Origin of the sequence: Planotetraspora kaengkrachanensis, from assembly GCF_016862895.1 — a bacterium.
Lineage (GTDB): Bacteria > Actinomycetota > Actinomycetes > Streptosporangiales > Streptosporangiaceae > Planotetraspora > Planotetraspora kaengkrachanensis.
Genome location: NZ_BONV01000010.1, coordinates 228,039 through 251,529, shown reverse-complemented (window position 1 = coordinate 251,529; position 23,491 = coordinate 228,039). Strand labels below are relative to the sequence as shown.

Annotated in this window: 17 protein-coding genes; 3 read left to right on the top strand and 14 right to left on the bottom strand. The window is 69.1% G+C overall.

Going from position 1 to position 23,491, the window contains the following annotated elements; all coding sequences use genetic code 11:
- Positions 1 to 33: 33 nt before the first annotated feature.
- Complete coding sequence (locus Pka01_RS14680) at positions 34 to 915, bottom strand: ABC transporter permease (RefSeq protein WP_203883271.1); 882 nt, start codon at positions 913 to 915, stop codon at positions 34 to 36.
- Positions 912 to 3,530: an alpha/beta fold hydrolase gene (locus Pka01_RS14675; RefSeq protein WP_203883270.1), complete on the bottom strand. Its 2,619-nt coding sequence runs from the start codon at positions 3,528 to 3,530 to the stop codon at positions 912 to 914. Before Pka01_RS14675 ends, Pka01_RS14680 begins: the two co-directional genes overlap by 4 nt.
- Before the next feature lie 187 nt (positions 3,531 to 3,717).
- Between Pka01_RS14675 and Pka01_RS14670 the strand changes: the two genes are divergently transcribed.
- Entirely contained in the window at positions 3,718 to 5,028 is a 1,311-nt protein-coding gene (locus Pka01_RS14670) for a hypothetical protein (RefSeq protein ID WP_203883269.1), read from the top strand.
- 112 nt (positions 5,029 to 5,140) lie between these two features.
- Here Pka01_RS14670 and Pka01_RS14665 read toward each other — a convergent pair whose 3' ends face one another.
- From Pka01_RS14665 to Pka01_RS14645, 5 genes are all read right to left on the bottom strand, one after another.
- Positions 5,141 to 6,178 (bottom strand): CopD family protein, encoded by a 1,038-nt coding sequence (locus Pka01_RS14665; protein ID WP_203883268.1) that lies wholly within the window; start codon positions 6,176 to 6,178, stop codon positions 5,141 to 5,143.
- Positions 6,175 to 6,795, bottom strand: coding sequence for a copper resistance CopC family protein (locus Pka01_RS14660; protein WP_239114983.1), 621 nt, complete (start codon positions 6,793 to 6,795; stop codon positions 6,175 to 6,177). The genes Pka01_RS14665 and Pka01_RS14660 overlap by 4 nt, the downstream gene beginning before the upstream one ends.
- A 669-nt stretch (positions 6,796 to 7,464) precedes the next feature.
- A complete protein-coding gene (locus tag Pka01_RS14655; protein ID WP_203883267.1) occupies positions 7,465 to 9,693 on the bottom strand; it encodes an alpha/beta fold hydrolase in 2,229 nt (742 codons plus the stop codon).
- Positions 9,694 to 10,122: 429 nt separating this feature from the next.
- The gene (locus tag Pka01_RS14650) at positions 10,123 to 11,133 is read right to left on the bottom strand and encodes a LacI family DNA-binding transcriptional regulator (RefSeq protein ID WP_203883266.1); all 1,011 of its coding nucleotides are present in this window, start codon (positions 11,131 to 11,133) and stop codon (positions 10,123 to 10,125) included.
- A gap of 634 nt (positions 11,134 to 11,767) precedes the next feature.
- Positions 11,768 to 12,559, bottom strand: a complete 792-nt coding sequence (locus Pka01_RS14645) for an SDR family NAD(P)-dependent oxidoreductase (protein ID WP_203883265.1) — start codon at positions 12,557 to 12,559, stop codon at positions 11,768 to 11,770.
- 299 nt (positions 12,560 to 12,858) lie between these two features.
- Between Pka01_RS14645 and Pka01_RS14640 the strand changes: the two genes are divergently transcribed.
- Entirely contained in the window at positions 12,859 to 14,064 is a 1,206-nt protein-coding gene (locus tag Pka01_RS14640; protein WP_203883264.1) for an NAD(P)/FAD-dependent oxidoreductase, read from the top strand.
- Here the strand turns inward: Pka01_RS14640 and Pka01_RS14635 are convergent.
- From Pka01_RS14635 to Pka01_RS14610, 6 genes are read right to left on the bottom strand one after another with little or no spacing between them, the layout of a single operon-like run.
- The gene (locus Pka01_RS14635; RefSeq protein ID WP_203883263.1) at positions 14,027 to 14,974 is read right to left on the bottom strand and encodes a DUF6879 family protein; all 948 of its coding nucleotides are present in this window, start codon (positions 14,972 to 14,974) and stop codon (positions 14,027 to 14,029) included. The genes Pka01_RS14640 and Pka01_RS14635 overlap by 38 nt on opposite strands.
- Positions 14,974 to 15,891, bottom strand: coding sequence for an SCO2521 family protein (locus Pka01_RS14630; RefSeq protein ID WP_239114982.1), 918 nt, complete (start codon positions 15,889 to 15,891; stop codon positions 14,974 to 14,976). Before Pka01_RS14630 ends, Pka01_RS14635 begins: the two co-directional genes overlap by 1 nt.
- Before the next feature lie 23 nt (positions 15,892 to 15,914).
- Positions 15,915 to 16,871 (bottom strand): SCO2522 family protein, encoded by a 957-nt coding sequence (locus Pka01_RS14625; RefSeq protein WP_203883261.1) that lies wholly within the window; start codon positions 16,869 to 16,871, stop codon positions 15,915 to 15,917.
- Positions 16,868 to 17,785: an SCO2523 family variant P-loop protein gene (locus Pka01_RS14620; protein ID WP_203883260.1), complete on the bottom strand. Its 918-nt coding sequence runs from the start codon at positions 17,783 to 17,785 to the stop codon at positions 16,868 to 16,870. Before Pka01_RS14620 ends, Pka01_RS14625 begins: the two co-directional genes overlap by 4 nt.
- A complete protein-coding gene (locus tag Pka01_RS14615; RefSeq protein ID WP_275414468.1) occupies positions 17,785 to 19,620 on the bottom strand; it encodes an SCO2524 family protein in 1,836 nt (611 codons plus the stop codon). Before Pka01_RS14615 ends, Pka01_RS14620 begins: the two co-directional genes overlap by 1 nt.
- The gene (locus tag Pka01_RS14610; protein ID WP_203883258.1) at positions 19,617 to 20,510 is read right to left on the bottom strand and encodes a hypothetical protein; all 894 of its coding nucleotides are present in this window, start codon (positions 20,508 to 20,510) and stop codon (positions 19,617 to 19,619) included. The genes Pka01_RS14615 and Pka01_RS14610 overlap by 4 nt, the downstream gene beginning before the upstream one ends.
- Before the next feature lie 575 nt (positions 20,511 to 21,085).
- Between Pka01_RS14610 and Pka01_RS14605 the strand changes: the two genes are divergently transcribed.
- Positions 21,086 to 22,126: a 2-hydroxyacid dehydrogenase gene (locus Pka01_RS14605; protein WP_203883257.1), complete on the top strand. Its 1,041-nt coding sequence runs from the start codon at positions 21,086 to 21,088 to the stop codon at positions 22,124 to 22,126.
- A gap of 47 nt (positions 22,127 to 22,173) precedes the next feature.
- Here Pka01_RS14605 and Pka01_RS14600 read toward each other — a convergent pair whose 3' ends face one another.
- The gene (locus tag Pka01_RS14600) at positions 22,174 to 23,481 is read right to left on the bottom strand and encodes a sensor histidine kinase (RefSeq protein WP_239114981.1); all 1,308 of its coding nucleotides are present in this window, start codon (positions 23,479 to 23,481) and stop codon (positions 22,174 to 22,176) included.
- Between the last annotated feature and the right edge of the window lie 10 nt (positions 23,482 to 23,491).

Here is a 23,491-nt window from a genome sequence, read left to right as displayed (position 1 = left end):
CCCGGGACGCCGCGTCCCGGAACCCCACGCGTCCTAAGACACCACGTCCTTTCGGCGGAAGCGCCGGAAGGCGAACGCGATCAGGATCACCGAGTAGGTCACGGACACCGACACGCCCTTGATCATCCCGCCGTAGTCGGGCTGCGGCGAGAGCGCGTCGAGCCACGCGGTGTTCCAGAACGTGGGCAGGAACTCGCGGAACGAGCCCAGGGCCTCGACAGCCTGCAGGATCGTGCTGACGATCACCAGCCCCACGGCGCCGCCGACCGCGCCCAGTGGGGAGTCGGTACCGACCGAGAGCAGGAACGCGAGCGACGCGACCACGAGCTGGCTGACCAGCGCGTACCCGATGACGAGTGCGAACTTGGGCAGCACGTCCGTGGCCGCGATGATCTCGCCGGTGCCCGGCACCTTGATGTCGTGCCAGCCGAACGCGAGCGTGCCGGCCAGCAGCGCCATCAGCGGCAGCACCGTCACCGCGGCCGCCGAGTATCCGAGCGCGACGATCAGCTTCTGGCGCAGCAGCCGGTCACGGGGGATCGGCGCGGCCAGCAGGTAGCGCAGCGACGACCAGTTCGCCTCGCTCGCCACCGTGTCACCGCAGAACAGGGCCACGGCGACGACGAGCAGGAAGCTGGCCGACACCGACAACGCGAACGCCGCGAAGTTCAGCCCGCCCGCGGTGGCCAGGTCGGACAACCTGAGCGAGTTGCCGCCGTTCGACCCCGGCCCGAACTGGAAGGCCACCACCAGCACCCACGGCAGTGCCAGCAGCAGGGCGAACATCGCCAGCGTCCGCCGCCGCCTGAACTGGCGCACGATCTCCACGCGCAGCGGCAGGGTCCGCCCGGGCGCGTACCCCCGGGCGTATCCCAGGGCGTCCTCGCCGGTGGCGGGGCTCACGGGGGCGGTCATCTGCTCTCTCCGATCAGGTCGAGGAAGACGTCCTCGAGGCGGTGGCGGGAGCCGTTGTGGGAGGCGGAGGTGCCGAGCAGGCCGTCGACCGGTCCCTCAGACACCAGCCGGCCGCGGTGCATCACGACCACGTGGCTGCAGGTCTGCTCGACCTCGCCGAGCAGGTGACTGGAGACGATCACCGTGCGGCCGTGCTGGGCGTACGCCTTGAGCACCTTGCGCATCTCCGCGATCTGGGGCGGGTCGAGCCCGTTGGTGGGTTCGTCGAGGACCAGGAGATCGGGCAGGCCGAGCATGGCCTGGGCGATGGCCAGCCGCTGCCGCATCCCCTGGGAGTAGGTGCGCACCGCGCGCTCGAGGGCCGCCCCCAGACCGGCGATCTCCAGCGCCTCCTCCACGTGCGCGTCCTCGGCCGGCCGTCCCGTGGCCTGCCAGTAGAGCTCGAGGTTGGCCCGCCCCGACAGGTGCGGAAGGAAGCCGGGCCCCTCCACGAACGACCCCAGGCGTGACAGCACGGGCGCGCCCGGCACCACCGGATGCCCGAAGATCCGGATCTCTCCCTCGTCGGGGAGGATGAGCCCCATCAGCATGCGCATCGTCGTGGTCTTGCCGGCGCCGTTGGGACCGAGCAGGCCGAGGACCTGCCCTCTCTCCACGCGGAAGGACAGGTCGTCGACCGCCTTCTCGCCGTTCCTGTACCGCTTGCCGAGGCCGGTGATCACCAGCGGGACCTCGGCCAGGTCGGGGCGGTCTCCGGCGGATCCGGCGGGACGGGCGCGCCGGGTCAGGACGAGGACCACCGCGATCAGCGTCGCCGCGAGCGGCAGGGCCCAGATCCACCACGCGGGGCCGGTCGCCGGAGTGATCAGCGCCGGGTCGGCGGGCACCGTCAGCTCGGGGGAGGCCAGCCCGATCCGGTAGACCGCGGGCTCCGCCGGCGTGCTGAACCCGAGGTCGGTCGCCGAGATGACCACGCGCATCCGATGGCCGGCGTCGAACGCCCTGTCGATAGCCGGAAGCGTCACGGTGACCGGCGTGCCCTCCTCGGTCGCGGTGACCCGGAACGGCGCGACCAGGCTGGACGGCAGCACGGCCACCGGCCCGCCCGAGGAGTCGTAGAGCTTGGCGAACAACGTGGCCTCGCCCGTGCCGTACACCTTGATCTGGACGGTGGCACTGCCGGTGACGTTCGTGGGAGCGGCCAGGGGAGCGGACTCGAACGTCGCCGCCTGGCCAGGTATGTCGAGGGAGACCCCGAGGCCGCCGCTGCTGCGGAGCAGGCCGCCGAACCCCGGGACCGAGGAGATGGAGGCGGGCGAGCCGCCCGGGGGGTTGGCGATCTGCTGCTCGGGCCCGGAGAGCCGCACCTTCGTGTCGGAGGTGCCGGACAGCCCCGGATAGCCGTTCGCGGTGGCGTGCACGAGCACGCTCTGGCGGGTGCCGGGATCGCGTCCGCCGTCACGGCTCACGGTGAAGGCCGCGCCCCCCGCGGGTCCCGCGGCCGCACTCGCCGCCCCGGTGCCCGCGCCGGACGCGGTGGAGCCGGGGCCGTTCTTGAGCCAGCGGTCGAACCAGCCGGCCGTACGGTCGAAGACCCAGTCGGGCTCGCTGTCGCCGCCGTCGTGCCCGCCGTTGATCCAGGCCACCTCGACGGGCGCGCCGGTCGCGGCGATCTGCCGCGCGTTGGCGTCCGCCTGGCCGAGGGGGAACAGCGAGTCCCGCTGCCCCTGGATCAGGAGCGTCGGGATGCGGATCTTGTCCGGCACCGAGGACGGGCTGGACCGCCGCAGCAGGCTGATGGCCTCCGGCGTGGCCCGTCCGGTGGCGGCGACGGTTTGGTACATGTCACAGATCGCCGGGAGGAAACGCCCGCACTGCACCTGCTGCGGAGTCAGGGCCCGGGCGGGGGCGGGCCCCCCGGAAAGCCCGGCGAGGCTCTGCGCGTCGAGTCCGCCGTCCGGGGCGAGGCCGCTGCCGCCGGAGCTGAAGAAGATCCCCGCCCACATCTTCTTGAAGACGCCGTTCATGGGGCCGTTGCCGCCCGCGTCCGGGAAGAGCGAGTCCGCGAGGTCGTTCCAGGTGATCTCGGGGGCGATCGCGTCGATCCTGCTGTCGTAGGCCGCGGTCATGAGGGCGATGGCCCCGCCGTACGAGCCGCCCGCGATTCCGACCCGCGGGTCGCCCGCCCCGTCGAGGCGCACCTCGGGACGCTTCGCCAGCCAGTCGACGAGCTGGCGGACGTCCTTGACCTCGTAGTCGGGGGAGTTCAGCGCGATCTCACCGGTGGAGCGGCCGAATCCGCGGGCCGACCAGGTGAGAACGGCGTAGCCTCGCCCGGCGAGCCGTACGGCGAGGTCGCGAACGCTCTGCTTGCTCCCGCCGAAGCCGTGCGCCAGCAGCACCGCGGGGGCCTTCCCGCCGGTGGCGGGCGGGAAGAAGGTGGCGTCGAGGGTCACGCGCTGGTCGTCCCCGGGGCCGTCCACCACGGAGATGGCGGTGTCCTGGCCCCGGACCGGCTCGCCGGAGGGCCACAACGCCCACGTGAGGCCGCCCACGACCACGAGGACCAGAGCGACCACGGCAGTCAGGGCCCGCCGCCCGCCCGGAAACGTCATATCGCGATGCTACTGAGCGATCAGAGGAGATCGATCCGCGTGCGCGGGTAAATTCGCCCGTCCGGGTCTCGATCGGGCCACGGTGCCGCTCCGGCCTGCTGTTCAGGGGAATGCGAGGCCTGCGGGGCGGCTTCTCCGGGTCATCCCCGATTGCGCCCACAAGCGGCGGACCGGCATCATTTCGCGCGTGACGACAGGAACGACGCTCAAGCAGCTCCCCGCTCGCGTCATCGAGTGGGCGCTCCCCTACTGGACGAGGGGGGAGCCGGGGCGGCAGACCCCGGCCGATCTGTTCAGGGTGCTCTATCTCGGCTGGCTCGCGGCGTTCGTCCTGAAGGTGCTCGGGTCGACCTGGGACGTCTCGTGGCACTTCAAGTGGCTGCGCGACGACCTCGCCCCCCCGCACATGCTCAACACCGTGGGCACGGTCATCGCCGTCGGCCTTGCGATCGTGCACTGGTACACGGGCTACGGCGTCGACCGCACCGCCTCCCGGCTGATCCAGTGGGGCACGGGGATCTTCCTCATCGCGATCCCGCTCGACCTGATCAACCACCGGGTCAACGGCCTCGACATCACCGCCTGGAGCCCCTCCCACGCCCTGCTGTTCATCGGGACCGCCCTGATGATCGCCGGTGTGATCCGGGGCTGGTACCTGGGGGCCGCATCGTACGGCGTGATCTCCGATCGGCTGCGGACCGTCGTGCTCGGGGTGCTCTTCACGTTCTTCTTCGAGAACGTGCACTTCCCCGAGCAGCACCAGGAGTACGGCGTGCTGGAACTGGCCTCCTGGGACCGGGGCCAGCCGTACGCCGAGCCGAGCCTGCTCCAGTTCGCGGCCGACCAGATGGGCAGGGCGGTGGACCGCCCCATGATCCTCAAGTTCTCGCTGCCGGTGCCCGACTACGTCTACCCGGTCTACGCGGGCGCGGCCGGCATGATCATCCTGGTCGTCGCGCGGCTCATCGTGAAGAAGCGCTGGACAGCGACGTCGATCGCGGCGCTCTACGTCGCCTACCGCTGCCTGGTGTGGCCGATCCTCGTCGGGGGCACGTTCCCGCCCTCGGCGATCCCGTTCTTCTTCCTGCTCGCCGGGCTCGCGGTCGATCTGGCCTTCTTCGTGCGGATCCCGTACTTCAGGCCGGTCCTGGGCGCGGCGCTCGTGACGGCAGGGGTGTACGGAGGGCTCGCCGTACAGGACCGGGTGCTGGACGCTCCGCCGTACGCGGTGGCGTCCTGGCCGGTGACCGCGGCCCTGCTGGCGGCGGCGTGGCTGGTCGCCGAGTGGCTCGTGGGCAGGCGCCGGGCGCCGGCCGCGTCCACGGAGGCGTCGCCCGCGGAAACGGGCGCGGGCACAGGCGCCGATGCGGTGACCGGAACCGGGGACGGCACGGCGGCGGAACCGGTGCGCGCGCCGGACGCGGAGCCCGTGCCGACCACCGCGCCCGCCCGCGACGCGGGTGCGGCATCCGCGTCAGACGGAACCGGCGAACGCTAGCTCGCGAACGCAGAACGACGGAGCCGGCAGCCCGGCAGGCCGCACGCCTGCCGGGCTGCCGTCGTCCCGGCCCCGGGGCGGGGCCCTGCGACGGGCGTCAGGTGGGCGGGTGTCAGGAGATGGGCGCTCGGGTGAGCGCGACCGCGACGCCGAAGGCGAGGCCCATCACGGCCAGTTCGAACGCCGCCCACGCCGCGAACGCGGTGGGGGCCTGCCGCGTGACGGCGGGCATCAGCCGCCAGCGGATGTTGGCGCCGAGCAGCGCGATCACGGCGACGAACACGGTCTTGGCCACCACGAGCCAGCCGTACCGCGTGGTCACCAGCGACTCCGGGAAGTCGTGGCCGGGCGCGAGGAGCAACTCGACCACGGCGTTGAAGACGCCGGACAGGCCCACGACGAGCAGGGCCACCGTGGCGAGCCTGGAGAAGCGCGGAAGCGTGCGGGCGAGGAGCCCGCGGTCGCGCACCAGCAGCACGGCGAGCGCCGCCAGGCCCCCGGTCCAGACGGCGGCCCCGATGACGTGCAGCTCCATCGACACCATGGTCAGGTCGTGCCAGTACCAGTTGGACGCGTGCCCGGTGACGGGGAGGGGGAGCAGGCCGAACGCCGCGACGAGCACGCGCAGCTCCGCGGGGACCTTCTCGCCGAACCGGACGGCCAGCATGCCCACGGTCGCGCTGACCAGGGCGCAGGACGCGCTGATGATGAGACCCTGACCCGATCCGATGCGGTCGACGTAGGTGGCGACGTCGGGGAACCCGCCCGGCTGGACCTCCGCGGCGCTCAGGATCGTGGCGACGAGCGCGGCCGCGCACCAGATCAGCGCGCTCATCACGGCCCAGTGCCTGGCCCTGCCCGCGATCGGCTCCGTCCTGTCCGGGTCGTCGAAGCCGAGGAGCTTGGGCAGCAGGCTCAGGCCGACGGCGGCCGTCGCGGACAGGTCGAGGACCAGCCGGGCGACCGGCAGGCCGTACTCGACGAGCCCGCTCGGCATCGTGATCCCCTCCACCGGCCCCGGCCGGGTGGCCCACGTCGCGATCAGGACGGCGAGCAGCCCGGCCGCGGAGACTCCCGCGAGGGGCAGCCGGGACCGGGCCTTCTCAGGGGAGCCGCCTTGTTCCCGCCGCCGGGTGGCCGTCGTCGTCATGCGCCGCTCCCCACGCGCCGGTCGTGCCGCATGAGCCCGAAGGCGGCCAGGGCGAGCAGTGCAGCGGTGGCGGCCAGCAGGCCCCACACCCAGGCGCCGCTGGAGGCGCTCACGGGCGGTGCGACGCCGGATGCCGCGGGAGGCCCCGTCGCGGGCCCCATGGTCGTTCCAGAGCCGGGGAGGCCCGCGCCGGCGCCGGTCTGGCCGCCCGCCCCGCTCCCGACGGTGAAGGAGACGGTGCCCGTGACGGGATGACCGTCGTTGGAGACGATCCGGTAACCGATGCTGTACGTCCCCGACGGACCCTGGCCGCGGAGGGCGACGAAGATGTCGTCGCCGCTGACACCCACCTCGCCCTGCTCGTAGCGGGCTCCGTCGGGGCCCGTCACGGCGATCCGCGCGAAGTCGCGCCGGACGGCCTGGTCGAAGGTCAGGGTCACCTTCCCTGGCATGGTCGCGAGCACCGCCCCTTGCCGGGGATCACTGCCGATCAGCACGTTGTGCGCCCGCGCGGGCGTCGCGATCAGCAGGGTGGCGGCACATGCGACCAGCGCGACGGCGGCCACGCGCATGATCGGGCTGCGGCCGGACGCCCCGGCACGCGCGACCTGGAACACCTGAGTCGACCTCCGCTTCGCGGGCCTCGGCGAGACCCGGTGAGTCTTCGTAAATTCGGGTGAATGTGGGTGAGTCGTGGGTTCCAGCCATGGTCCCACTGATCGTGCGCGCCGACGCCAGGGGCCCGGGGCCGCCGGCGTGAACACCGATGCCCGGCGATCCGTCGCAGGATCGCCGGGCACCGGCCGGGGGCTCCGGGCCACGTGAGCGTCACCGGTCTCGCGCGGCCCGGAGGGCGTCCGCCCGCCGTGAGGGTGGGTCACCCGTGGCGGCGGGCATGTCGGGGGATGGCCGTGTGGGGCCACCAGGGGGTTGATCGGAAAGTAAGCCCGTACGACCAGGCCCGTCAACGCTCTCTATAAGGAAACTTTCCTGATAGTTGTGCCCTTGATCCCCCCTTAAGCCCCCCTTAACTTGGCGGCGATCATGTTGATTTTGGGGTGATCATGCACAGGTTCGCGGTCATGCCGTCCGGCCAGCGTGACCGCACGGCGTGATCATGCACGGGCTCGGTGGCACGCCCTGCGACCTGGGCGATCTGTGAGCGTGATCATGCACGGGTTCGGTGATACCCCGTGCGACCTGGGCGAACTGCAAGCGTGATCATGCACTAAACATGCGCCGAGGGGCCGTAGGTCCGCATCGCCCTGCCCCGCGACGCTGACGCGTCAGGCCACCAGCCAGCCGTACATCCAGGTGATGTAGGCCAGCCCGGCAAGGCACGGGATGATCGCGAACGTGTGGGCCCGCAGCCGGAACGCGGACACGGTGGACACCAGCCAGGCGGCCACGGCGATCAGGCCGTACCAGGGGACTTCCTTCGGCAGCCCGATCGACAACGCCGTCACGGAGAAGCCGCGCAGGCTGTGGACGACGAGCACGGTGAACGCCACTCCCAGCAGGCCGCCGAGGACGGCGAGCCAGTCGCCGCGGCGCCGGACCAGCGCCACCAGGCCGAGAAGCAACTGGAGGAGCGACACGAGGGCGAAACCGGCCATTGGAATCAGCAGGACGGGATGCTTCGCGATCTCGTACGCGGACGAGGTGAGGAGGATCGTGTCAGGACGGACCATCGGCCGGGGGGGTTCAGCCGGGTCGCAGGGCGCGCTCGCGGCGGGATCGTCGACGAACGCCGCGATCGTACGCTGGCTGCACCGGCTGCTGAACATCACTCCGTGGCCCACGCCGGCGAACTCGACGAAGCGAGCGGACGGCGTGCGCAGCGCCGTCTCGCGGGCGGCCTCGGGAGGGGTGGTGGCGTCGAACTGGCCGCCCACGACCAGGACCGGCGCGGTGATGCCCGGCTTGCGTGCGGGCGCAGTGCGGGGAGCCGTGGGCTTGGCCCGGCCGGCTCGTCCGGTCCCGCGCGTGTTGGCGGATCCGGTCGTCCCGGGCGTCGTACGAGCCCCCGGAGTCCGGTTGCCCGGCGTCCGGTTCTGCGAAGTCTTGTTCTGAGAAGTCTTGTCCTGAGGAGTCTGGCTCTGGGACGTCTGGCCCCCGGTGTTTCCGGCCTTGGGAGTCTCACTCTGGGGAGTGCCGGCCTGGGGACCGCCGGTCGTGCCCTTGCCGTCGGCCGCGTTCGCGCGGTCGGCGGTCTTGCCGCCGGTGCCTGACTTCGTGCCGGTCGCGGCCGTACCGGTCGAGGGCGAGGCGACCGCCGTCTTCTCAGGCGCGGGCCACGCGGAGCACACCGCGGCGTCGGCGGAGTCGGTGAACAGCGGCCGGGTCCCTTGTTGCGGCGCGGCCGGCCGCTGGTCCTGGCACTTGACCGCGTAGTAGAGCCCCCACTCGTGCGACGAGAGTTCGTCTCCCACGCCGTCCACGAGGGCTTGAAGCAGCGCGGTGCGACCGCCGGCGACGCCGTCGACGAGGGCGGGGATGATCGGGATCACTCCGGGTTCCTGGAGGGACTCCGCCAGGATCGTGGCCGCGTCCGCCCCGTCGAGGACCAGGGTGACCTCGCCGCCCGTCAGCGGGTCACGGGTGGTGAGCGAGACCGGCTTCGCGTTCAACCGCGCGACCATCGCGTCGAAGCGCGCGGTGATGCCCAGCTTCGCGATGGTCGCGGCGAGCCGGGGCCAGCCGTCGCCGTCAGGCCCCACCCGGCCCGGGGCCAGGGAGTCGAGCACGACGCTCCGGGTTCCCTGCGGGTCACGGGCCGCGACCTGGAGCATCACGCGGGTGGAGTAGCTGACGCCCAGCAGGTTCCACTTCGGATACCCGAGCGCCTTACGGAGATCGACCACATCGGCGGCGATCTCGGAGGTCCGGTAGCCGGCGAGCGAGACCTGTTGCGCCAGGCGGGTCCGGCAGGCGAGGCCGTTCTCGGCCAGCAGCGCGTTCTCCTGCGCGGCCTGGCCGGTGGTCTGGAGCACCTGGACGAGACTCTTGGCGATCTCCGGGCACTGCAGGCGCGGTTCAGAGTACTGACCGCCGCGCTGCTCGATCGCGACGACGTCACGGTCGGGCAACATCCCCGCGAGGAACGGGATCACCTGCTCCGACGACGCACCCGGTCCGCCGCCCATGTAGACGACCGGGTCGGCCTTGCGAGCGGGTCCCTCCGCGTAGTGGACGGCATAGCCGACCTTGATGGTCCTTCCGGACGGCAGGTCGCGCCGTTCGGGAACGACGAGGACCCCGCAGAGGGTTCCCGCCGGAAGCCGCAGGGGGCAGGGCCGCTGCTCGACCCTGGCCTGCGCCGCGGCAGTGGTGCCGGACGCCTTGGGCATCGTCTGAGCGGTCCGCGTACGCGGGCGTGCGGTCCGGGCCGCGCTGCTGGTGGCATGTGGCGTGGCCCGGCCGGTGGACCGGGGTGTGGTCGCCGGCGTGGGGGTGACCGGCGGTGTTGTGCTGATGTGCGGTGTGGCGCTGACCTGCGGTGTGGGGGCGGCCACGGCCCGCGTGGTGCCCGCGTCCGCCTGTGCGCCCGGAACACCGAGAAGAGTCAGAACAAATGCCGCGACAAACGCCGTGACGGCCGCTCCACGTACGCCCTGCAACCGTCAGCCCCGTTTCACGAAACCCTGCAATTTCGCAGAAACGATAGCGTGAACGGTACGCGGTCCGAGCAAACGGCTCGAACGCGAATGAAGCTGGTCGAGCCGGAACACCTGGGTCGGGGCCGTGGATTCCCGGCTCCCAGCCGGCGCCCCTCCGCTGCCCTCGGCACGGCTTCCTGCGGGACGCCTTCTTGCCGGACGCCGCCCCTCCGCTCGCACGGCCACGGCCGTACAAGCGGGTCGTCACCGTGACGGGAATTCCCTATCGGGATTTCCGCAGCGTGTGGGTGTTTTCGAGGGGTTCTCGTGGTCCCCGCGGAATCGTCAGCGTGGCGGTTCGGTGCTTTCACGGATGACGAGGTCGGTCGCCAACTCGACGCGTGGCGCCTCGGTCCCCTCACCGCGCCCCATCGCGAGCACCATGCGGGCCGCGAGCGCGGCCATCTCCTGGAGCGGCTGCCGGACAGTGGTCAGCGGCGGCCAGGCCGACCGCGCGAGCGGCAGGTCGTCGAAGCCGACGACGCTCAGGTCCTGGGGTACGCGCAGGCCGCGCTGGCGGGCGGCCTCGAACACGCCGAACGCCTGCAGGTCGCTTCCGGCGAAGATGGCGGTGGGCGGATCGGGCAGCGACAACAGGCCGTGACCGTGGTCGTGGCCGGAGTTGACCAGGAAGTCGCCGTTCCGGATGAGCTCGGGATCGAGGTTGAGGCCCGCGGTCTCCAGTGCGGCGCGATAGCCGTCGATCCTGGCCCGGCTGCACAACATGTCGGTCGGCCCGCCGATCATGCCGATCCTCGTGTGCCCGAGGCCGATGAGGTGACGGGTGGCGGCGAGCCCTCCGTGCCAGTTGGTTGCGCCGACGGATGCCACGCCGGGCGCGGGCTCACCCTCCGGGTCGACGACGACGAAAGGTATCGAACGGGCGCTGAGCTGCCCCTGCTGCCTGACGGAGAGCCGCGAGCCGACGATGATCACACCGTCGGTCCGCCGTGCCGCGATGCGCTCAAGCCAGTCACGACCGGGACCGGCGTGGGTGTGCAGGACCGAGACGACGACGCTCGCGCCGGCTTCGTGGGCCGTGGTCTCGGCACCCTTGACCAGTTCCATCGCCCATGGGCTCTCGATCTCGGCGAAGACCAGGTCGAGGAGGCCCACCGGGCCGTCACCCTGGCCAGTTCGCCGCTGGTAGCCGTGTTTGTGCAGCAGGCGCTCGACGCGCTGCCGGGTGTCCGGGGCGACCTCGGGACGCCCGTTGATCACTTTGGAGACGGTCGGTACGGAGACTCCGGCCTCTTGTGCGATGAGGGCGATCGTCACCCGCCTTTTTGCTGGCATGCGTCAGAGCGTATCCGAAAACTTTCGGCGGACTTGTCGCAGGGTACGGCCTGCGTGATGGGATCATGTGGCGGGATCGCTCCCACGGTGCCTCTTGACGATGTCACGGTGCCTATCTATTGTCCGGGTTATGAAACATTCGGACAAGATCCGAAAATTTCTGAGCCGTGCGGAGGGTTGGGCAGGTCGGCGTTCGACCCTCCGGCGGTGACTCTGACCCCCTTGGTGTGATCATGCACAGGTTCGTGATCATGGCGTGCGACCCCGCGAAACCGGTCTCGTGATCATGCACGGTTTCGGCGCCATGCGCGCCGACCTGCTGCGATGTGATGCGTGATCATGTGCGGATTCGTCGGCACCCCTACTGACCGGTGATGTCGTGGTCGGTAGATCATGCACCGCCTCGCCTGCGAAGATCCGGCCACACCACTACTCCCGCCCCGGGGGCGGGCCCTGCTCGGACGGCCGACTGCATGATCACGGAACGCGTCGTGGCTGTTCAACAAATGTTTCGCCGAATCTGTGCATGATCACGAAAAGGGTTGGCGCAGCTCAGCGCGTATTCGACCGGAGGTGTGCATGATCACCACCCCGGGGAATCCCCACCGGGGGTCACCCGAGGGGGCCGAGGGGGTCAGGGGAGGGCGCGGCGGGTGGCTTGACGGGTGACGCGGATGGCCAGGTCCGGCGAGAGCCGTACGAGACTCCACGCTCGCCTGGCGAACGTCGGCACCACGATGAGCGCCCGGTCCCGCCCCATGCCGTGGACGACGTCGCGAGCCACGGCCTCAGGGGAGTAGAGCCGCTTCTGCACCCGGACGCCGATCGTGCGGGCCAGGCGGCCGATCTCGGTCTGCGGCAGGCCCGGGTTGGCGTGGTCGAGCAGCGGCGTGTCGACGAAGCCGGGGCAGATCGCACTGACCTTGACCCCGTGCGCCGCCGCCTCCACCCGAAGGGCCAGGGTCAGGCCGACGACGGCGTGCTTGGTCGTGGTGTACGGCAACATCAGCGGCGCGGGGATCAGCCCGGCCAGGGAGGCGGTGTTGACGATGTACCCGAAGCCCTGCTCGACCATGATCGGGTACGCCGCGTGGACACCGTGCACCACTCCGCGCAGGTTGACGTCGATCATGCGGTTCCAGTGGTCGAGGGTCAGCTCGTCGGTACGGCCTGCGACCGCGATGCCGGCGTTGTTGAACATGAAGTCCAGCCGTCCCCGGTCCGCCTTGACGCCTCGGACGAGGTCCGCAACGGCCGCCGCGTCGGTGACGTCCAGGCGGGCGCCGGCGCAGCCGAGTTCACCGGCCGTGGACTCGGCGTCCGCGATGTCGGCGATGGTGACGTCGACGCCGAGGCGGAGCAACTCGACGGCGAGCGCTCTTCCGATTCCGGACGACCCTCCGGTGACGATCGCGGTCTTCGCCATGACGGCTCCCTTTTGAGAAGACTCAACCTGATTGTCGCAAATGGCGTGGGACTCGCAGAGCAATGAGAATGCCAACTCGCGCGAGAGGGGTTCGGGCGTCTTTCAGGCGCTTATCATGGAGAAGTAAGCCAGCGGAGGAAGCGGGCGGATCGCCACGGCCGGAATTGGCTTTATCTCGCGTCCTCAAGATCCCGCGCGGTACAGTTCCGCCAAGGCCACGCGTCTGTGACCTTCTTGGATGCCCCCGCTGCGCCTATTGTGTTATTAGGCGAGGGGATCGCGAAGCTTGAGGAGCGCGCGTGCCTGAGACCTACGATGTCGCGATCATCGGTGGCGGCGTGATCGGGAGTGCGATCGCTCACCGTCTCGGTTCCGACGGGCTGAGCGTGGTCCTCCTCGAATCCGGACCTCGGCTCGGCCTCGGCGCCTCCGACGCGGCGATGGGCGGCATCCTCACTCAGACGGAGCCCGCCGCCCTCGGGCCCCTCAGCACGGTCATCAAGCGCAGCCGCGACATTTATCGCGACTGGCTCGCAGAGATCATCTCGATGTCGGGCGTCCCCGTCGATCTGCTGGAGGGCGGCGACATCCAGGTCGCGCTCGACGACGAGGCGATGACGCATCTGGAGAGCGAGGTTCTGCCCAAGTGGGCGAAATCGCCCTTCACCGTGGAGCCCCTGACCGCCGCCGAGGTCAGGCAATTGGAGCCGCTCCTCAGCGAGACGCTCGTCGGCGGCTTCCTGCTTCCCGACGAGTTGGCGCTCGACCCCCGGGAGCTCATGCACGCCCTGAACACCTTGCTGGCCGGATCGAGCCCGGCTCGGGTCCAGGTGGGTTCCCGCGCGGAGAAGGTGACGTCGACGACGCGGAGCGCCGTCGTCGAACTCCGCGGGGGCGGCCGAATCGAGGCCGACACTGTCGTCGTGGCCGCAGGCCACCACAGTGCCCGGTTCCTGCCTGAGAACATTCGCGAGCACCTTTTCCCGATCAAGGGTGAGGCCCTCGACATGCGGCCTCCCGGCTCGACCACGTACCCGCTGCGTCATCACGTCTACGCCGAGATCATCAAGGGCGACCTGAGGGCGTTCCCGTATCTCGTGCCGCGCCATGACGGGCGGGTGGCCGCGGGAGTCACGTACGAGCCTCGTGTCAGCGACACCGAGGTCACCGACCGTGCGCGCGACGAGATCATAAGGGGCGTGGCGGCGCTCCTGCCCGAGAGCATGACCTGGCCCATCGAGAGGCGCTGGGCGGGTCTTCGCCCCGGCACCTCGGACAGCAGGCCGGTCGTGGGCTTCGCCGACGCCCATGGGCGGGTGCTGGCGGCCACCGGTCACAGCGGCCTCGGAATCACCCTCGCGCCGGTCACGGCGGAGATGGTTTCCGCACTCGTCCGCCGGGACGTCGACGTGAAAACACGCGAGTGGCTCGACATCTGCCGGCCTGATCGCGAATTCGTCGCGGCGGCTAGTTCGGCGGGTACGCCAGCTCCCACAATTCTCTGAACCGTTCGCTCCGCTGTTTGACCCGCGGCGGTTCGAGCACCAGGAGCGTGTGGACGAAGGTGTGCGTCGCCAGGTCCCCCACCTGAGGTGCGGACGGCGTCACCTCGTAACTGACCACGTCATCAAAGAGAATGAAGTCGAACACGCCTAAGGGGGTCGCGAGAGCGCTGGGCGCGAGGAACCGTACCTGCACCCCGATTTCGTGATGCATAGTCCAAACGCGCTGGAACATCCTTGATTTCTGTGCCTCAGGATTTTCCACGAAGAAGATGCGGCGGATTCGCACGCCATCCTTGATGCGGTCTCGCTGCGCCTCCAGATAGCGCTGGCCGGCGTCGGTGGTCCAGAACCCGCCGTCGACCTCGCTGACGCCCTGGTCGACAACGTTCAGGCTGAGGGCGTCCAGGCTGCGCTGAGTGTTGTTGGTCAGACCGAGCAGCCAGTCGCGGTCCTCACCTTCGTAGATGACGTTCCCCTCGCCCAACTCCCGCAGCAGGGTGGAGATCCTGGCGATCTCCTGCTGGGCGAACGCCTGGACCAGCGCCGGCATCTCCTTGTCGACCCTGGTGGCGTTGCGAACCAGTTGTGTCACCACATCGGTCTGTACGGCGGACGCCTCCACGAGGCCGAACAGTTCTGTCGCCTCGTTGATCCTGGACAGGCCCTCGACCATCTCCTGACGCGTCGACTCCAACTGCTTGTCGACCTCGATCAGGTACTGGACGACGATGACCACGCCGCTGATGAAGACGGTGAGGACGAGCCCCCAGGCCTGAGGCTCCGCATCGGTGTTGAGGAAGGGGCCGTTGTCATCGGTCACGAAATACGTGGGGATGCCGATGGCCGCAGTGATGAGGATCTTCCGGAGAGTTCGCGGCACTATGTCCGTGCTCAGCTTGCCCTTGGCCATCACTGGGCCTTACCTCCGCCTGTCTCTCGTAGGAAGGCCAACGTTCGGACCGCGAGCTGGTCGCGGACCCGGTCGACCATCGACTGCCATTGCCGGGTGAACCCCGGACGCCGGTCGAGGCTCTCCCAGAAGGGGATCAGCGCGTCGTCCACGCGTGCCATCGGCATCCAGAGATGCAGGAGGTGATCGACGGCGGGAGCGAGCTTGACCGCGGTCTCCGTCGCCGAAGTTCCGCCGATGCGCGCGCGTTCGATGATCACCAGCAGGGAGGTCAGCAGCCAGTCGTGCAGTGCCAGGTCCTCGCAGAGGTCGACGACCCCGGGTGTGAACTCGCCCTGGTGCACGAGCCGGATCGTGCGCATCTGATCGGAGCGCAGAGTGAAGGTGATGGCCGGCTCACCAGGCTCCGCGACCCAGCGGAGCTTCGTGCGTGCGATCTTGAACGGTGTCCTCCGGTCCAGGAGCGATGACGTCTGCACGACGTCCATGAAGCGGGCGCTGATCGCACCCAGATCGAGGCCGTCCGGTGGCGGCTCCTCGGCGAACCCGTCGGCGAGGTCCCGGGCTTTGACCTTGCCGAGAACCTCGACCACGCCCGGACGGGCGAGGTAGTGCGACCACGGCTGCCTGCGGTCGGAGCCGGCGCGTTCGATCCGGGTGTGGGAGGAACCCTGCACGACCCGCCCACCGGTGATGGAGGAGCGGGACAGAACCGTTCCCGCCCCTCTGATCCGGGATCGCGACGCCGACGGGAGGCGGCAGTCGACCCCGGTCAGCAGATCGGGTGACACCGCGTGGACGATGGGGCGCCGGGACACGCGAACTCTCTCACCTGAAAGCAGGTTGAGGAGTTCATGGCAGGTCGATTCGGGTACCTCGCCGGAGTTCTGCAGCAATCCGGTGTGGACTTCCCCCATGACAAGCATCAGCTCGAAAACCCCTAGGTGAAGACGTAGGAGATGCGGTCGACGAGCTCTTCTTCGAGCTGGATGTCCTCGCCACCGCTTCGCGCGATCACCTGCCGCAGGACGTCGGCGTCCACCGCCACCTGGCTCAGGATCGTGCGCACGGCCAGTTCGACGGGCAGGAAACGAGGAGAAAGGACGGACAGGGTCGTGTACGCGCTGAACGGCGCCGCTGCCGGATTCAGCTGCACTATGGCGGGGAGCGACTCCCAGTCATCGGGAAAGCCGTCCCCGCGCGGGACGGGACGGAGCGGAACCTGCCCGTCCGCGCGTAGCAGGCCGAGACGCAGGAGTTGCCAGACCGCGGCCAGGAAGGGGCACGACCAGGTGCGCCTCCCGCCGCGCTCGTCCCACAGCTCCACGTCCACGAAGATGGAGTGGCCGCGTTTGGCGTTTTGGAGAGGCGGTGCCCACGGGGACGTCCTCCCCATGGCCTGCACGGTGCCGACCTGTGGCGAGCGGGCGCCGTTGCACAACCAGCCGCTCTCCTTCACCGGCGGGCGGGACCCGTTGGTGTCGGGCGGCGGATCGTTCACCAGCCGGCCTTCGACGAGTCTGGCCAGCTCGATTCCGTTCGACTCCGCGCACGAGGACTCTCTGGCGAGGTAGTCGATGGTCAGATCGCACTCGGCCGCCGCGTCGAGCACCATGGGCACCAGCTCGGCGGGCGTGCTGAAACGGCTGAAGTAATCGTCGATGAGGAAACACGTGCTGACCCTGGCCCGGCCGCCCGGGACCCGGTTCTGCCAGCTCGACCGGACCGCGCCGGCCCAGGGTGCGACCCGGCGGAACTGCTCCCGCAACCGTTCGGGGCCCGCCTCGAAGTCCTCCATGTAGAGATGGCCGAGTTCGATGGACACGTGCGACAGGGGAGTGGCGGCGACACGACGCTCCGCCGTCACCTCGCCGAACGTCGCGTTCACCGACGTCACAGACCCTCCCACGCGTTGTCGTCAACGATCTTCTTGGCCAGGTCGTCGAACGCGGCCGCCGTCTCGGCATTGGCGATCTTGCTTGCCAGGACGTCCTCGTCAGAGATGAGCTGCTCACGCCACTGGAGGATCGGATCCAGCGGGATCTTGCCGAGCATCACCGTACGGCCGACCTTGTGCCGGCCGGCCAGCTCGCGCAGCTCGCTGTCGCACGCGGACAACCATGCCCGCTGCTCGTCGCGCAGCCCCACCAGCTCGGCGGCGTCGGGCTCGAGTACGGCGGTCCGGACGAACCGGATGCGGTCCCGCAGGGTGTCACGGTCGTGACCGAACCTTGCGCCCACGTCGAGAAGCCCGTCGCCACCTCTGACCAGGCCGTCGGCCGCGATGATGTGCTGCCGGGTCCATCGGTGGAACACCAGCCATCGGAAGGGGACCGTCGGCAGTCGGACGGTGGCCTGAAGGACCAGCTCGGCCGTGAAGGAACGCCCGGCACTCAGATCGATCATGACCAGATCGAATTCCTCGTCCAGCCGGCTGAAGAGCTGCACGCATCTGCGGAGCATCTCCTCATCCACGGCGGGCAGCTCACCGCCGCCCTCGTTGCCGGGAAGCAGCACGAGCCGCCCCGCTCCAGGTGGCTTGGTCCGGAGCCCTTCGCGGTCGGATTCGGTCCAGACGTCGACGCGGTGCGGCTCGGGGGAGCCCTCGCTCAGGAGGTAGTCGTGCAGACCCGTGCGCGTGGTCCCCCTGGCGACCGAGCCGACGCTGAAGATCGCCCCGGCCGTGGGGGAACCGAAGTCGAAGTCGAGGTAGCACACGTCGTTGCCCTGGAGGGCATGCCGATAGACGATGTTGGTGCTCGTGACGGAGCGGCCGGTGCCGCCCTTGTCCGAGATGGCGAAGATCAACATCAGATCGCCTCCGACGCACTGTCCCGAGCGGTGGTGAGACGTTCCAGGTCGAGCAGCGCGTCGATCACGAGGGCGTTGGCGGTGGCGGGCCTGCTGGTGATGATCGTTCGTGCCCGGCTGAGCGCGGCCTGAATGCTGCGCAGCTTGGGCTGGATGGTCTGCCCGGCGATCAGGGGCCGGGTCACGAGTTCCTGGTCCAGCAGGTGCTCCGCCTCGCTGAGCATCTGGTAGGCGAGATCGACCAGCTCCGGGCTCCTGAGCGGGGAGTCCCCACTGGCCTGGGCGGCCGCGACGAGGAACTCCGCGACCCGCTCGGTGAAGTACCACGACGGTTCCTCGTGGCGCACCTCGATGTCGGAGTAGACGTTGCCCGGCTGGTCCCAAAGGCCCCGGCCGGGTCCCTCGTTGTTGCGGCGCAGCATGAGATGCCGCCACACGCTGTCGGCCAGGGTCAGCAGCCGTTCCCTGGTGGTGGTGCTCTGCGCGATCGACGCCGCGAGGATGGTTCTGATCAGGAGCTTGACCGCGAAGTCGGACACCACCCAGACGAGGGGCGGGCCGACCGCGTCGCTGCCCTGCAGATTGACCTGGACGCCCGGCGAGTGCAGGTGCACGGGCGGGTCTCCGGGTACGGCCCGGCGGATGATCCTCGCCCGGATGGCCAACTCCTCCAGGACGTCCGCGACCCGGTTGAGGTCGACGTCACCGGTCCGGTTGTTGACCAGGCTCTGCACGACGATGGCGCTGACGACGAGGCTGTAGTACTCGGACTCCTTCTCGTCGGAGGTCTTCCAGGGGATGTCCTCCAGAGGCCACGTGCCCCTGCCGTACATGGCGATGGTGCGCCAGTAGCGCTGCGTGATGTCCCATCGGCGCTGGAGCGCCTGGGACAGGGTCAGCTGGTCGTCGTCGAGCAGGCCGAGCACTCGGGTCCGCTCCGACCACAGATCCTGGACGCCGACGAGGGCGCTGACCGTGAAGTACAGGAAGGGCGTGTCCGCGGCGACGCCCTTGGCCTGGGGGCCCACGTGCAACGGCGTGTCGACGTCGGGGGCGTCCTTGACGATCCCCCAGGACCACCCGCACTCGAAGAGCAGGTTCTCGTTGTCGAGGTCGACCTCACTGCCGGATCCGATCGTGAGGTCACGCAGACCGGCGCGCATGGGCCGCAACTCGCGTCGCAGGTCGTCGAGGATCCGCCGCTCGGGGGCGCCGGTCTGGTTGACGGTGCGCAGCAGGGCGCGGCCGGCGACGGAGCCGGGGTCGAAGGCGTTGACCGTGAAGCTGCGCAGCAGCCCGACCATGGCCGCCGACAGGCGGATGTTCGCGAGTTCCTCGAGTTCCCTGATCTCCCGGCGGATGTCCTCCCGGCGGACGCTCTGCCGGAAGATCTTGAGGAAGCCCAGTGTGCTCAACATGAGCGTGATGGACATGGAGAAGGAGTCGACCACGTCCAGTTGCTGCTGTTCCGGGGTGACCTCGGCGTCGGGGTCGGCGGCGCCGAAGTAGGTGCCGCCGGAGAAGAGCGGACGTCCGTCGTCTCCGGTATAGGTGCGCAGATACTCGCTGATGACCTTCAGGAGGAGCTTGGGGATCTCAACGCTGTCGCCCAGTTTCGCGAGGGCGGTCAACACGTCGTCGGAGGTCTCGTCCGGGGTGTCCAGCCGGAATCCCGGCAGTTCGGAGGCCGGATACATGAAACAGAGGAGTTGCTCGGCGTCCGAAATGGAGTTCGACCCGTCGCGGCCTCCCCATGTCCAGCCCCCGCTGCGCATAGACGTACGGGTGGCCGCTTCCCACATTTCCAGGAGTTGTTGCCGCGGTTGCAGCTTCACGAGTACCTGACCCCCTTCAGTTGTACGCCCCAATCCGACATGACGCTCTTCGCACCGGCCGCTGACTCCTGAACGACGAATGGGTGGCCCCGGGTTCCTCTCACCCTTCGTCGGCGCCGTTCATCTGCCTGGACCGGCCGTCCGCGAGGGCCACCGCCGGAGAGGCCCGGCGTCGCGGGATATTCCGCTGGATCCAGATTCAGATGCATGGCGATGACCGATTCGGTGCTCGGATCGTTGTCGATATCCTTCCACAGTTGCAGGAAGACGTCGATGAGTCCCTTTTGCGGGTCGGTGATGATGCTGTCGCCCCAGATCAGCGTGGTCTCGCTGTTCTCGTCGAAATGGCGGAGCCGGAGAACAATCGGCTCCCGATCGACGAGGATAAACTTGTACGGAAATCTCTTGTTCGAGGCCTTCGCTACCGTATCGGTCTTCAGCTCGAACATCGCCCGGCAGTGCTCGATCATGGTGGTGGTCCGCGCGCTCGCGACGTACGGCTGGAGTTCCACGCGCGGGCCGAATTGACGGGCGAGGTCCCGCATGGCCTGCTGGGTCGTCCTTGTGTGATCGTCCACCAGTCTGTGGATCTCGATGATCACCGCGGCGGCGCCGATCGCCGGCAGACAGAAAATCGTCAGAGCCGCGACCGTGATTTCACGAGAACCGTCTATGAGGCCCTGCGCGGCTGAGCCGAGGGCGGCTCCGGCGACGACGCTTACAATTGCAAGAAACATTCGAAGCGATCTGCCGGACACTTCCATATGTAACGGCTCTCTCGTCGCGGTCCCGAGCCCCTTGGAACTCGAATGAGATTCTACAGGAACGGTCGGCGAGATGAAGAGCGAAACGATCAGCCCGCTGATCAGGGACGGTTCCGGTTGCTTCACGTACCGCCCACATTATGGGTGGCCGATATTCAATTTTGTGAATGTCCGTATCGGGATGTGGCGTCCGGCGTCGCGCGCCGTCCTCGCGGGCTCCGTCCTCGTTCGCATGCCGAAGGCGGAGCCGGCCGATATTCGGCGGGGTCGCCGGATGAATTCAGGTGACGTTTGAAGTTCCGGTCGTTGCTTTCTGGGCATTTGCGTCCGCGCGACGGAATTCCTGGGTGGGCCGCAAATCGATCGCGAGAATGCCGGAAATCATATATGCCGTCGCCGCGAATCGGCCGGCGTCTCCGATCCCGCACGTGAAGATCCGTTCAGGGCGCCGATGTCGATATGCGTCGCCAAGATCGTTCTTGACGGCCGAAGTGCGGAGAAACTCACCGAATGGGTGGAGACGCCTCAAGGGTGCCCGCATATCATGATTTTCTGCTCTGCGGTCCGGACGGGCGGCTCCACGGCAGGCGGGATCGCTGCGACGGGAGTCACTCGCGCGAACAAGGGACGCTCGTGTCTCTAGTCCGAGAGGTGAAATGCCCCATACTGATGCTGTCACGGATGTATCGGACAATCATGGTATGGCTGGTCGTTCTACTCGCAATGGGGCGGGCAAGGGGACGATCCTGGTCACAGGTTCAGGCATCGACGCGCGACGGCTGGAGGTTCTGCGGGCGCGGGGATACGACATCAGACAGCCTCCGCCTCTGCTGACCGAAGAGCAGTTGGCGCGCGAGCTCAAGGACGTCGTCGCCTACCTGCACGGAGGGGAGGAGCGCGCCACCCGCGCGGCTCTGGAGAGCGCTAAGAGCACATTGAAGGTCGTCGCCTTCCTCGGCGTCGGCTACGAGACGTTCGTCGACATGGCCGCGGCCGATGAATTGAAAATGGTCGTGACCTTCACACCCGGGGCGGCCAGGGACTCGGTGGCGACGTTCACCGTCGCGCAGATCATCAACGCCAACCTCCAGATGTTCCGGCTGATCGGCAACCGCTACCCCGACTGGAAATCGGTCCAGGACCTGCCGTACGAGCTCAGCGCCCGGAACGTCGGCATCGTCGGCATGGGTGTCATCGGCTCGCGAATCGCGGAGATGTTGCGGCGCGCCTTCGACGCGAACGTGGCGTACTACAGCCGGACCCCGAAGAAGCGTCTCGAGCGGACGCTCGGCATGGAGTTCAAGGCGCTTCCCGACCTGGCGGAGTGGAGTGACATCCTCGTCGTCATGGTCCCCGGCAACAGCACGACCTCGTCCATGATCGACGATGAGGTCCTCGGCGGGGTCCGCCCCGGAACCATCCTCATCAACACGGCCCGTCCGTCGGTGGTGGACCCCGAAGCCCTGTACACGAGCATGGAGACAGGCCGCATCCGGCTCGCCGCGTTCGACGGGTTCTACAGCAAGGACTCCGAGGCGGCGGCGAAGCTGCTCGAAGACTTCGGCAGCCGGATGATCGTGACCGGCCACGTCGCGTCCCACACGCTCCAGGGGATGGGCCGGATGCTCGATCAGGCGGTCATGTCCATCGACAACCTGCTGAGCGGCAAGCCCGATCCCCACACCGTGAGTGCCGCTGCCCGGATCCCCCGCCGGCCCCCGTCGTCCCGGCCGCCGGGGTGACAGACCGTGAACGGCCCGGAGCCGTCGTCGCCATCGGCGAGTGAGCGTCAGACGCCCCCGGCCATGGGCAGCCGCAACACGAACCTGGCGCCGACCGAGCTGTCCTCGATCTTCAGCGTTCCCCGGTGGCTCTCCGCGATCTGACGGGCTATCGAGAGCCCGAGCCCGGTGCCCCCGGCGTCCTTGCTGCGGGCCGCGTCGAGCCGGGTGAAGCGCTCGAAGACCATCTCCCGCTGGTCGGCTGGGATGCCCGCGCCGTCGTCGACGACCTCCAGGGCCCCCCATTGCCTGTCGAGCCGAACGCGCACCGTGATCAGCGACGCCGCGTGGCGTTCGGCGTTGTCGAGCAGGTTGTTGAGCAGGCGCGCGAGGCGGAGCCTGTCGCCGACGACGACCACCCCCGGCTCCAGTTCCCTGGCCACGTCGACCTTGCGCTGGCGGCGGTCGAGTTCGCGGGTGGCCAGGTCGGCGAGGTCGACGTGCTCCAGTTTGGGAGCCGCTCCGGCGTCCAGCCTCGCGATCTGGAGCAGGTCGGTGACGAGGGCCTGCAGCCGGTCCAGGCTGTCGAGCAGGGCGTCGCTGGTGACCAGCCAGTCGGTGGACTCCGGATGGAGCAGGGCCTCCTCGATCTCGGTGCGCATGGCCGTCAGCGGGCTGCGGAGGTCGTGGGAGGCGTCGGAGGCGAACCGCCGCTGCTGTTCGACGGCGAGTTCGGCCCGGTCGAGTGTCTGGTTGGCGGTTTCCGCTAGCCGTCTGATCTCGTCGCGGTATTTCGGCACAGGCACGCGCTGGCCCAGGTCGGTGGTGGTGATCACGGCGAGCTTGTCCGCGATCGCCTCGACGGGGGACAGCGCCCTGCCCACGGTCTGGTACGTCCCGAAGGCCGTGAGCCCGATCAGCAGCAGGGAACTGCCGATGAGGGCCATGAGGAGTTCGGAGCTGACGTACCAGGGCACCTCGGAGCCGGCGGCGTAGGCCAGCCACTGCCCGTCGGACTGCGGGACGCGCAGCGCGACGACGATCACGCACTGGTCCGGGTACGCGGGCGAGCGGCAGATGACCTTGCTCTCCTGCGCGCTGGACTCACTGGGGCGGAAGGCCGCCATCCGCGGCCTGCCGGACAGGTCGTAGCTCGTGGACACGATCTGGCCCGTGGGATTGACGACCTGGACCGCGGAGACGTCCTCGTCGAGGATGACCGGGGGCAGCCGCTCGCGCTTGATGAGGTAGCTGACCCGGACGGCCGTCGAGACGACCTCTTCGGTCTTGTACTTCTCCGCGGTGCCACGGACCGAGATCAGGACGAAGGCCCCGGCGGCAGCGCAGACGAGCAGCATGACGGCGCTCGCGATCACCGCCAGGCGC

Bases quoted from the DNA above. Each gene is read 5' to 3' on its own strand.
- Pka01_RS14680 (WP_203883271.1), bottom strand. From the start codon at position 915: ATGACCGCCCCCGTGAGCCCCGCCACCGGCGAGGACGCCCTGGGATAC.
- Pka01_RS14675 (WP_203883270.1), bottom strand. From the start codon at position 3,530: ATGACGTTTCCGGGCGGGCGGCGGGCCCTGACTGCCGTGGTCGCTCTG.
- Pka01_RS14665 (WP_203883268.1), bottom strand. From the start codon at position 6,178: ATGACGACGACGGCCACCCGGCGGCGGGAACAAGGCGGCTCCCCTGAG.
- Pka01_RS14650 (WP_203883266.1), bottom strand. From the start codon at position 11,133: ATGCCAGCAAAAAGGCGGGTGACGATCGCCCTCATCGCACAAGAGGCC.
- Pka01_RS14645 (WP_203883265.1), bottom strand. From the start codon at position 12,559: ATGGCGAAGACCGCGATCGTCACCGGAGGGTCGTCCGGAATCGGAAGA.
- Pka01_RS14635 (WP_203883263.1), bottom strand. From the start codon at position 14,974: ATGGCCAAGGGCAAGCTGAGCACGGACATAGTGCCGCGAACTCTCCGG.
- Pka01_RS14630 (WP_239114982.1), bottom strand. From the start codon at position 15,891: ATGGGGGAAGTCCACACCGGATTGCTGCAGAACTCCGGCGAGGTACCC.
- Pka01_RS14620 (WP_203883260.1), bottom strand. From the start codon at position 17,785: ATGTTGATCTTCGCCATCTCGGACAAGGGCGGCACCGGCCGCTCCGTC.
- Pka01_RS14605 (WP_203883257.1), top strand. From the start codon at position 21,086: ATGGCTGGTCGTTCTACTCGCAATGGGGCGGGCAAGGGGACGATCCTG.